This window comes from Pseudomarimonas arenosa (genome assembly GCF_014841215.1).
In the GTDB taxonomy this organism is placed as follows: domain Bacteria; phylum Pseudomonadota; class Gammaproteobacteria; order Xanthomonadales; family Xanthomonadaceae; genus Pseudomarimonas; species Pseudomarimonas arenosa.
This window is the reverse complement of the sequence record NZ_JACYTR010000091.1, coordinates 1-10,005: the sequence shown is the minus strand read 5'-3', so window position 1 is coordinate 10,005 and position 10,005 is coordinate 1. Positions and strand designations below refer to the sequence as shown.

At 59.2% G+C, this 10,005-nt stretch carries 7 protein-coding genes and 1 pseudogene; 5 read left to right on the top strand and 3 right to left on the bottom strand.

Annotation, left to right across the window (positions count from 1 at the left end; all coding sequences use genetic code 11):
- Nucleotides 1–238: 238 nt before the first annotated feature.
- Together IFO71_RS20725 and IFO71_RS20720 are read left to right on the top strand one after the other, a co-directional pair.
- Nucleotides 239–1,246 (top strand): hypothetical protein, encoded by a 1,008-nt coding sequence (locus IFO71_RS20725; RefSeq protein WP_192031596.1) that lies wholly within the window; start codon nucleotides 239–241, stop codon nucleotides 1,244–1,246.
- Nucleotides 1,247–2,634: 1,388 nt separating this feature from the next.
- A pseudogene (locus IFO71_RS20720) lies at nucleotides 2,635–2,935 on the top strand (transposase); the annotation flags it as partial.
- A 1-nt stretch (nucleotide 2,936) separates the two neighbouring features.
- Here the strand turns inward: IFO71_RS20720 and IFO71_RS20715 are convergent.
- The 3 genes from IFO71_RS20715 to IFO71_RS20705 all read right to left on the bottom strand — a co-directional run bounded on the left by IFO71_RS20715 (nucleotide 2,937) and on the right by IFO71_RS20705 (nucleotide 4,332).
- Complete coding sequence (locus IFO71_RS20715; protein ID WP_192031595.1) at nucleotides 2,937–3,320, bottom strand: hypothetical protein; 384 nt, start codon at nucleotides 3,318–3,320, stop codon at nucleotides 2,937–2,939.
- A 100-nt stretch (nucleotides 3,321–3,420) separates the two neighbouring features.
- A complete protein-coding gene (locus IFO71_RS20710) occupies nucleotides 3,421–3,657 on the bottom strand; it encodes a hypothetical protein (protein ID WP_192031594.1) in 237 nt (78 codons plus the stop codon).
- Between the two features lie 144 nt (nucleotides 3,658–3,801).
- The gene (locus IFO71_RS20705) at nucleotides 3,802–4,332 is read right to left on the bottom strand and encodes a helix-turn-helix transcriptional regulator (protein ID WP_192031593.1); all 531 of its coding nucleotides are present in this window, start codon (nucleotides 4,330–4,332) and stop codon (nucleotides 3,802–3,804) included.
- 964 nt (nucleotides 4,333–5,296) lie between these two features.
- On the opposite strand from IFO71_RS20705, the gene IFO71_RS20700 reads away from it, so the two are divergent.
- The 3 genes from IFO71_RS20700 to IFO71_RS22090 all read left to right on the top strand — a co-directional run.
- Entirely contained in the window at nucleotides 5,297–8,179 is a 2,883-nt protein-coding gene (locus IFO71_RS20700; RefSeq protein WP_192031592.1) for a TonB-dependent receptor domain-containing protein, read from the top strand.
- Nucleotides 8,180–8,395: 216 nt separating this feature from the next.
- Complete coding sequence (locus tag IFO71_RS20695; RefSeq protein ID WP_192031591.1) at nucleotides 8,396–9,424, top strand: MBL fold metallo-hydrolase; 1,029 nt, start codon at nucleotides 8,396–8,398, stop codon at nucleotides 9,422–9,424.
- 58 nt (nucleotides 9,425–9,482) lie between these two features.
- A partial coding sequence (locus IFO71_RS22090) for a hypothetical protein (protein ID WP_225444837.1) occupies nucleotides 9,483–10,005 on the top strand: 523 nt, incomplete at its 3' end.

Here is a 10,005-nt window from a genome sequence, read left to right as displayed (position 1 = left end):
CAGCCCACCCATCGTTCCAGAACAGGTCTTTATCAATCGACCGCTCGATCAATCAGCGTCAACGGGGAACAAAGCTCACTAAAATCACGATTCAAGCTGTCTCAAACCATTGACACATTCCGGCGCCGACCGGTGGCGATCACGAGTTGGCAACCTGGACATGACGCATGAGGGTCTGTTTGACCTTGCGAGCAACCGGATCTGGTTGTCTAGCCGAGCTTCCCCAGTCGCTCGCGTGATGGCCGTGGATCTGCTGAGCGGCCGTGCCCAGGATTCATTTACCATCGGTGACGCCGCGCTTCAGGGAGAACTCGATGGACGTGTTGTTCGTTTGTCTCTTGCCGAAGGTGATGTCATAGCTCATTGGATTGATCCTTCAGACGACGCGCTGCGAGCCGCGCGCTTCGCGCCATTGCGGCCATTCTCTGGTCCTGCAGCGATGGCCGACGGAGTCTGGCACGCCACTGATACTGTGGGTCAGGGGTTCCTGTTCGAAACGTTTGATGGCGGTGAGCGTTTGGGGGGCGCCTGGTTTACTTACGACGCGGGCGCAGACGAGGGCGACTCCGGGCTGCGTTGGTACACCGTGCAGGCCGACTACGAAGGCGCGGATTCTGGCTTCGTTGGCACGTTGTACGAGTCGGCAAGAGGGGCATTCGCTCGGTCAGCTGCCGAAACAACCGCCGCGGTGGGCAATGTTGAGTTGCGATTGGAAAGCTGCGATCGCGCCGTCCTGAACTATCAATTCCACTCTGGTGATTCGGTTGGCTTGAGCCGTTCGATTCCGCTTGTTCGTACGGCGGCTGAGGCGAACGTTTGCGCGAGTATCGCTTTGGAACGACACGAGTTCAGTGGGGTCTTTTACAATCCCGATACGGTCGGTCAAGGGTTCCTGCTGCGGACTGTCGATGGTGCAGGATCGCAAAAACTGGCGGGTGGCTGGTTCACGTTTGACCCAGAAGGCGCGAGCAATGATGCCGCCTCGCATCACTGGTTCACCGTGCAGGCCGATATCCCGAGTGAAGGAGATGTTGTGGCGACCATCTATAGCACCACGGGCGGTGTTCTGGACGCAGAATCGACTCGCAACGTGAAGCCGGTGGGCAGGCTGACGCTGCGAAGCCCTGACAGTTGCAGCCTGCTTGAACTCAGCTGGCAGTTCGATCAGGGACTGGACGCAGGTGCGTTTGCTGGCCGGACCGGCGAGCAAACGGTGGAACGCATCGGTCATTGTCAGCGGCCCTGACGATTTGCTGGAGCGTCCTCAGTCTTGCGATGAGCCTGTGGTTGAGCTGACTTCATTGGAGACTTGGGGCAGGAGGTCGGCGGCTTGGGAACGTGCGCTCAGTTTGGGAAGCTCTGAAAACCCAGGGCTGACTTGTTCAGACCTTTCTGCAAATCGCCGGGCGATTGACCGCAGTTGCTACGGGGACGTGTTCATCGACGCCAAGCTGACCACGTTGTTGCCGCTAGTTGAAAATCGACCAGAGTGCTTTGACCTAGCCTGCCGGTGGTTTGGACCGATAGGACGATGAGCCGGACCAGCGCAAGGCGGGTGCCAAAGGTTAGCGGCAAACGCCTGACCTGGCACAAGAGTCGAGCGCAATCGGCATCTCGGCGCCTTGGTGTGCTGGTTATCATCGGATCCCGTGTGGGCCATCACGGTGGCGATGGCAGTTCAATAGCTGGTTTAAGGAGCTTGAGTTGGAAGAACCCCGCACGACTCGAATGATTCGAACCGAAAATGTTCGCTGCAGCCTGCGTTCTTGTGTGGGGGGATGCCTACTTTCATTGCCCGGAGTGGCCCTGGCTTCGGATCCGACGGGCCTCTACTGGCCGGTACTTATCGTGATGCTGGTGCTGGGTGCGTCCCTGTTGCTCGTCTGCTCATTGGTGACGATTCGCGTGGTTGCGCACAGAGGTGCTCGGAGTGCTCTGATCGGACTCTACTTCGGCCTCTTCCTTGCGCCGGCGCCATCTTTCGAACGGCCGCGGGTAACAAATCTCGTCTACTTTCTTCCGATCGGGGCTTCCAGCCCAAGCGCGGAAGATCGCATCCTTGCTTTGGGGTATGCCTGTCTCTTCGCAGCTTTCGGTTATGCGCTCTACTTCATATTACGTGCTCGGCGGAAGATCAGGGCCAACGGTGGCGAGGCTGATAGGGGGATCGACACTTGAGAAAAGTGGCACGCCCGTTGAAGAGGATCCGCGCAATACATGCGCAGCAATGGAGTTTCGTTTGAGGCGCACCTCGTACTCTCGCGCGTCGTATCCTTTAAACACTATGGGGCCGCCTCTCATCACCATGCCGCTCCTGTTAAACGCCGCGAGTGACAGTGACATGACCGCCCCCATCAGCAGTGCCAATCGTAGGAACTCAAGACCAATCATCGCGCTGTTTCCTTCTGTTCTTGGATAAATGCCATGACGCAAAAAAGCAATCGCGTGAGACGGCTATCGAGGACTCAGTGTGGTCCGGCTCGAATAGGGCGGTCGGTGATAGTGAGGCGCCGGGTTGTCTGCCGCGCTGGATTGAAGCTTTCGGTGCCTGATCACTTGGCCTGCTGGGTTCGACTAATCGCAACATAACGTTCCGCCTACGCGCCCATTGCAGAATCGCCTTACCGCAGAGCGATGAGAAAGTCGCAAAACTACTCCCCAGAGACCCGCGAGCGCCCGGTTCGCCTGCTGCTGGAGCACCAGAATGAATACGGCTCGCAATGGGCAGCAGTTGGCTCGGTAGCCGGACAGATGGGCTGTACTGCCGAATCACTTCGGCGTTGGGTTCGGCAGGCTGAGCGTGATGCCGGCAACGACCCGGGCCAACGACTGACGAAAGCGAGCGCATCAAACAATTGGAGCGCGAGAATCGCGAGCTGCGGCAGGCGAACGGGATCCTGCGCAAGGCCAGCGCGTATTTTGCCCAGGCGGAGCTCCTACGGCATCCTGGTGGTGGCAGCTGACGCACAAGGAGGACGCTTGTTTCCCACTACGCTTTTCCGCTGCGGATCGTAAAGCAGCAGGCCATGTTCTAGGACGATTGGGACAAGCCTAGCGTGAACATCGCCGGCTGCGCTGTAGGGACTGGCCACAATCATCCAGCAGACCGATTCCGTTTGGCCCGGATAGCACAGGATCTCCAAATCAGCATCGACTGAGTAGTCACCGAACTCAGCCTTCAAGACCGACTCCAGCGCCGGTAGATCAAAGGGCGCCATCGCCAGGTGACTCCTATCATCGCAAACGGCAGCATATACTTCGGCGAGCATCGCGGTCTTGGCGCTTTCGGCTCTCTTCCAGATTGCGAAGTCATAGCTCATAGTGGTCTCGTCGTACCTAGGTGATGTAGCGAGTAACCGGCTGTCTAGGCCTTGTCGCGCTCGCCGTCCGCCGGCCTTCAAGCGATTGATGTCGCGACCTTTAACTTGGAGTTTGCAGCGGCGCGGCGATTAGGTTCCTTCCCCGAACGAAGCTTAGCCTACCCAACCAGATGAACAGGACGGTGCCCATCAGTGTCCCAATGAAGTGGCCAAGCTGATGGGGATTCGCCACATCCAGGGCGGGCACGATCGAGGCCATCTTGGCAAGGCCAAGGGCACTCGTAGAGAAACACAACAGGGCGAATGCAAGAAGAGTAAGTGCGCGGATCGTCTTCATGAAGTTTCCAGATCAGTGACAGGGGGAAGGGGCTGTGGAGGGGGCTGAGTCGGCGCATTTCGGTTCCGACACAGTCCTGGCTGCTGCAGCTGCTTACCTTGAACCACCTCACCTCAAGGCGGCTTCAGCTGCGTCGTGTTGGTCTCACAAGGTGATGTGGTCGTGTTCGCTGCATGGTCCCTTGTCTTGCCATCTCCTTTGCTCATCAAGTTCCCGCGGAGCAATTCCAAACTCGTTGCGAAACGCTCGAGAGAATGCCGAAGCTGATCGGAATCCGATCAGTTCGGCTACTTCACGCACGGCAAGGTGACTGGCCTCCAGCAGCTGACGCGCGTATTGCATGCGTCGAGATAACATCAACTGCTGTGGAGCAGCGCCGAACGCCGATTCAAAGACGCGAGAGAAATGGCTGGTTGAGTAATTCGCCAACCTCGCAAGCTCAGCGACACTGAGTGAGCCGGGCTTGGCGGAATCAATCAGTAGCCGCGCTCTGAGCAAGCGTGAGAACGCGGAGCGACGCTGTCGTCTGGTACGTCCGGGACAGCGCTGCTCCGCTCGTCGCAACGCCTCCTGTTGAACTAACAGTTCGTCAACGAGACCGAGCCAAACAGGATCACGATCGGTTGCCGTGCCCAGTGGAAGGGCGGCGCGCTGTGCAAGCTGCGTGGCCAGCAATCGCAGGCGCTCGCTTATTCCCAACCTTGCCGCATAAATGACTCGCTGCTCGGTCCAGCCGCTTTCAAGCGCCCCGACCAATCGTGTCCAACCGGACAGCGGTAGACAAAGCGCCATCCAGGCACGTTGTGTGGTTCGGCTCAAGAATGCTTGGCCCGAACCTTCGCAGAAGAAACCCTCTCCTGGCTGCAAGCCAAGCAGCATGCTTTGAAACTCGAGTTGCACGTGAGCATCCACTGCCAGAACCAGCATCGCGTGGCCCGATGGGCAGCTAATTGATCCCTCACCGCTGAAGTAAACGGCACAGGGTTGGTCGGTCGCCTTGCGAGCGAACACCGGGTTAGATCCACTCGCTGGAGTGGCCGCGGGAGCCACGAGGTTCGAGGTGGATTGAACAAACATGCTGACCTCATGGTGTTGCGCAGCCAGGAATCGGCCGCTCTGATGGATGTCACCCTAAGGATCGGCTCTGCACGATGAAAGCAGCGCGGTTTGAACAGCCCGGAACACGACGCGGGGGCAGGCACCGGTCAGTCGAGCGGAGCCATGCATGGGATGAACGATGCTTTGCCAGTGACGAATGGCGCCGGCGTTCGGGTGCGATGAATGGCGGTCGCGCAGATTCTGCACAGCGAATCAGCGCTGCGGCCTGCGCACGAACGGTGCCGATCGCTGCACACTGTTGTCACGTTGCGCTGACCATGGAGGTCATCAGCAGCCTGCACCGATGCATCCTTCCCCCCCCGCCGCTCTCGGTGACGTCATTGCTGCACACACAGTTCGGGGCGCGCCGCTGCTTGTGGCGCGCTTTTTTTGCCTCGAGTGCGAGTTCGCGGATCTTGCACAGTGAAACCGCTGGGGATGGATTTCGAATGCGCGTCGCCAGTGCGCACTGCCACATTCTTGCGCCCCTAGTCTGGTGCGGTCGTCTTGTTGGCGACTGTCCCGATACCAGGAGAATAAGATGCATCTAAATAAACTAGGCGGCGCGATTGCCGGTGTGCTGTATGGGGGAGCGTTGCTGGGATTGACTGCTATGCCCGCGCAGGCGCAGGAATCCAGCGACGAAGTCACGGCCTTGGATCGCATTCAAGTGACCGGCTCCCGTATCAAGCGGGTCGACATTGAAACCTCGCAGCCAGTGTTTGTCATGGAGCGAAAGGATCTGCAGGCCACCGGCCTGACCCAGGTCGGCGATATCCTGCAAGACCTGGCGGTGGCCGGCGCGTCGTTGAACCAGGTGTTCAATAATGGTGGCAACGGCTCCACCTCGATTGATCTTCGCGAAGTGGGCCCGCAATCCACCTTGGTGCTGGTCAACGGTCGGCGCTATGCGCCCGACGGTCGGGCGTTGAGCGGCCAGGTCGATCTCAACTCGATTCCCACGTCGATGATTGAGCGAATCGAAATCCTCAAGGACGGGGCTTCGACCATCTACGGCTCCGATGCCATTGCCGGCGTGATCAATATCATCACGATCAACAGCTTCGATGGCATGCAGGCCAATGCCTATTTTGGCGAAGCCAGCGAAGGAGACGGTCGCACCGAGGCTTACGACTTTACCGCGGGCTCAAGCTCGGACAACACCTCAATTGTTGTCAGCCTGTCCTATCAAAAGAACGAGCCAATCTTTGCCGGCGACCGTGCCATCTCGGCCGTGCCGCAGTTCGGCGCTGACTTTTGCGCGTCGTCCACCAGCCCGAACGGTCGCTTTGGCTTGGCCGGGCGTAGTGGCACCTTCACGCTGACCGACCCCTCACCCACCGGGCCGGGCGTGGTGCAGAACCCGAACAATATTCGTCCCTTTTCCATTCCGGGAGATTGCTACAACTTCGCTCCCGACAACTACCTGCTGACGCCGCAAGAGCGGCGCGCAGCCTATGGTCAGTTGCGCCACAACCTGACCGACGACATCAGCTTCCGCAGCGAGTTTGTCTACAACAACAGGCTTTCCGAGCAGTTGCTCGCAGCGATTCCGGTCACCTTTGCCAGCAGCGGGTTATTTGGCACCGGGGCCGTGCAGTTCGATGTTTCTCCGGATAGCTACTACAACCCGTTTGGTGTCGCCACCACACGCGTGCAGCGCCGTTTGAACGAAACCGGCGGACGCTCGTTCTCGCAGGATGTCGACGTGTGGCATTACGCTGGCGGATTCGAAGGCGGCTTTCAGCTCGCCGATCGCTTCTTCAGTTGGGACGTGGGTTACACCTTCTCGCAGAATCGAGGCATCACCACGACAGGCGGGCAGGTCAATCTTGCCAACGTCGCCAACGCCGTGGGCCCATCCTTTCAGGATGCCCAGGGCAACCTGATGTGCGGAACCCCCGGCGCGCCAATCCAGGGCTGCGTGCCGCTCAACGTGTTTGGTGGCGAGGGGTCGATCACCCCGGAGATGCTCAACTACATCACGGTGACGCTGAAGGACACCAATCAGTACAAGCGGATTGGATACACCGCCAATATCACCGGTGATCTTTTCGACATGCAAGGTGGAACGGCCGCGTTCGCCGCCGGCTACGAGTATCGCGATGAGAGCGGATTCGATCTGCCCGATGCATTCACCGCCAGTGGCCTGAGTTCGGGCAATATCCGCCAGCCGACCAATGGCGGGTTCAAGGTGGATGAAGCCTACGTCGAGCTGGTGGCGCCAGTGTTTGCTGGCCTGCCCATGGCGGACGCGCTCGAGCTTTCGCTGGCGAGTCGCTACTCCGACTACAGCACTTTTGGCGACACCACCAATTCAAAGTTCGGCATCAAGTGGAAGCCGATCGAAGACCTGGTCGTTCGTGGCAACTGGTCGGAGGGTTTTCGCGCACCTTCGATCTCGGACCTGTTCACCGGCAACTCCGATTCCTTCCAGACCATCAATGACCCTTGCACCGGCGCCGGGCAGGCAACGACCAACCGATTTGACGGCCTGACTGCGGAGCAACAGGCGCGCTGTATCAGCCTCGGAGCCTCTGCCAGCGGCGCTGAGCAGGCCTCCGGGCAGATTCGCACCACGGTAGGTGGAAATCCGAACCTCACCCCTGAAGAAGCCACCAGCAAGACATTTGGTTTCGTCTACAGCCCATCGGATTGGCTGGAGGGCTTTGACGTTTCGCTGGACTGGTGGAACATCGAGATTGACAACGTGGTGACTCAGTTCGGCGGGCAGGTCATCCTGGATGCCTGCATTCTCGGCGGCTCGACCCGGCAATGCGGGCTGGTAACGCGCTTGCCCAGCACCGGTGCCGTGGTTGGCATCATCGATACCAATGCCAACGGAGCCGGTCGTGAGATCGAAGGCTATGACCTGACGGCCAACTATCGCTTCTCTTCCAGCGTCGGCGACTTCGTCTTTACCTGGGATACCTCCTATCTCAGCAAGGACACCATCGTGCTGGAGAGCGGTATTCCCAACAATCCGCTGGTGTTCTCGCAGGTCGGGAACTACTACGGCGCGGGAGGCATGTTCAACCGGATCAAGTCCAACTTGACGATGAATTGGAGCATGGAGAACTTCGGTGCCACCTGGGGTGTTCGCTACCGATCGCACCTCGAAGAGGACTGCACCGGGGCTGTCGATCCTGATACTCAGTGCTCCAACCCGAACGGCATCTTCAACCAGGATGGCCTGGCCTTCAATGGCCTGGAAAGGATTCCGACCAATCTGCTTGGCGGAACCACCTATCATGACCTGCAGTTACGCTGGTCAGCACCATGGAACGGTGTGATAAGTGGCGGCGTCAAGAACCTGTTCGACAAGGATCCGCCGGTCTCGATCTCGGTGGCCAACAACTCGTTTGACCCGGCCTACGACGTTCCTGGCCGTTACTACTACCTGAGCTACAGCCAGACGTTCTGATCGATGCGTCGTTAGCGCAAAGCAGCACGGCGCCGGTTTGCGGCGTCGTGCTGTTTCCAAGCGAGGCCCCCCACCTGATTGCGATGCACTGAGTCCGTTGTGCGACAGAGAGCCGCGCTGGTCTGAAGTCGGATTGGCCTGCTTCAGACGTATTCGTGGCATCGTTGCGCCGCTTCGTCCCATTACCGATGACTTGCTCGGTCTTCGCTGTGCACTATGTATTCGGCCCTGGGGCGTCCCAAACGGATGCTCCTCCATCTAGCCGTCAAATTCATAGGAAACAGAGATCTCATGCGCAACTCTCTCTTGCTCGCCATGGCGCTTGCCTTGGTCACGCCCGCTGTTCACGCCGCACCGCCAAGCAGCGAGGCTCCCAAAGTCCAACGATTCGTGTCGCAGGTGAAGAGCTATGAGGCCAATGCCTACCTGATCGAATCGTCGGAGGGCTTGGTGTTGGTTGACGGCCTGATGTTGCAGAGCGACCTGCCCCCCTTGATCGGTGCGATCAAGGCTTCGGGCAAGCCGCTGAAGGGCGTGTTCCTTACCCACCCGCATGTCGATCACTTCGGCGGCCTGGCGCCACTGTTCGAGGCGGTCGGCCAAGCGCCGTTGTACGCCACCCAGCGCACCGCTGATCTGGTGGCTCAAGTCAACCAACGTGCGTTCGATCAAGGCTGGATCCAGGCATTCGGAGATGACTATCAGAAATCAGCCGTGACGCCCGATCGTATCGTCAAGCATGAAGAGGTGCTGTCCATCGCCGGGATGGATTTTACTGTGCTCGATCTCGGCGCCATGGAAGCCGACAACAACGGGGCCCTCGTCCTGCCTGCGGCCAAGCTCGCGTTTGTCGGTGACGCTCTGCTTTCATCCCATGTGTACTACGTTGGTGAGGGCAATTCGGCTGAGACCCTGCTTGCGTTGGATAAGTTGGAGGCGCAGTTGGCAGGTGTTGAGCTGGTCCACCCGGGGCACGGCGGGACGATGGATCCTGCTCGACTGATTGCCGACAACCGTCAGCAGATCCAAGCCATGCGCGAAGAAGTAGCCAAGTTGATCGACGCCACTCCGGACCCGAAACAACGGCCAGATGCAGCACTGATCAACGCATCCCTCGACCGGCTGAGTCGGCGCTTCGCCGCGCACTCCAGCTACGGCTTTCCCTTGCGCGTGCTGATTGCCAACTTCAACTTCCCAGGATTGCTGGCGGAAATGCGAGCGGAGAGGGCGGCCGCGTCGCACTAATCATCGGTAGCCTCTGGCGGCCCGAACCGGTGCGTGAGCAGCGTCGTCAGCCGCTCCGATGAAGCCGGATCGGTCACTTCCAAATATTGAGATCAAGCGTATGAGTTCGTGCAGCGCAGGTACTTGGTCCATTGTGTTCAGAATGCTCAGTCTGGTCGTCGCGATGGGGCCTGCCTGCTCGGCCGGCGCGGCCGAGGATGGCGGCTACAAGATTCCCCAGGCCATCTTCGAAGGTGAGCCACTGTACTTGTCGTTTCCCTATTCGTGCGCATCGTCGGGCCTGTACGATGCTGCACCTCGCAGGGTGAGCATCCTGCCGGGGCGCATCGAGATTGAACTGAACGAGCCACCTCGGGGCTGCGCGGTGGGTGTTCGGCCGCCCATCAGCGGCGTGCGGCGTCAGGTGCTGGTCGGAACCGCCCAATCAGGAACCTATGACGTTCGGGTGATTGATGTGATGTCTTGCCCCCAGATCCTTGGACCCGATGAAATGATAGACAACCATCGAGGAGCAAGACATGGGACGCAAGAGCGAAATGCCTGCAGAGAAGCGCGTAGACCTGGTATTGGCGCTATTGAGG

Excerpts from the sequence above, each read along its gene's own strand:
- IFO71_RS20725 (WP_192031596.1), top strand. The coding sequence starts at position 239 with ATGGCCGTGGATCTGCTGAGCGGCCGTGCCCAGGATTCATTTACCATC.
- IFO71_RS20715 (WP_192031595.1), bottom strand. The coding sequence starts at position 3,320 with ATGAGCTATGACTTCGCAATCTGGAAGAGAGCCGAAAGCGCCAAGACC.
- IFO71_RS20710 (WP_192031594.1), bottom strand. The coding sequence starts at position 3,657 with ATGAAGACGATCCGCGCACTTACTCTTCTTGCATTCGCCCTGTTGTGT.
- IFO71_RS20700 (WP_192031592.1), top strand. The coding sequence starts at position 5,297 with ATGCATCTAAATAAACTAGGCGGCGCGATTGCCGGTGTGCTGTATGGG.
- IFO71_RS20695 (WP_192031591.1), top strand. The coding sequence starts at position 8,396 with ATGTATTCGGCCCTGGGGCGTCCCAAACGGATGCTCCTCCATCTAGCC.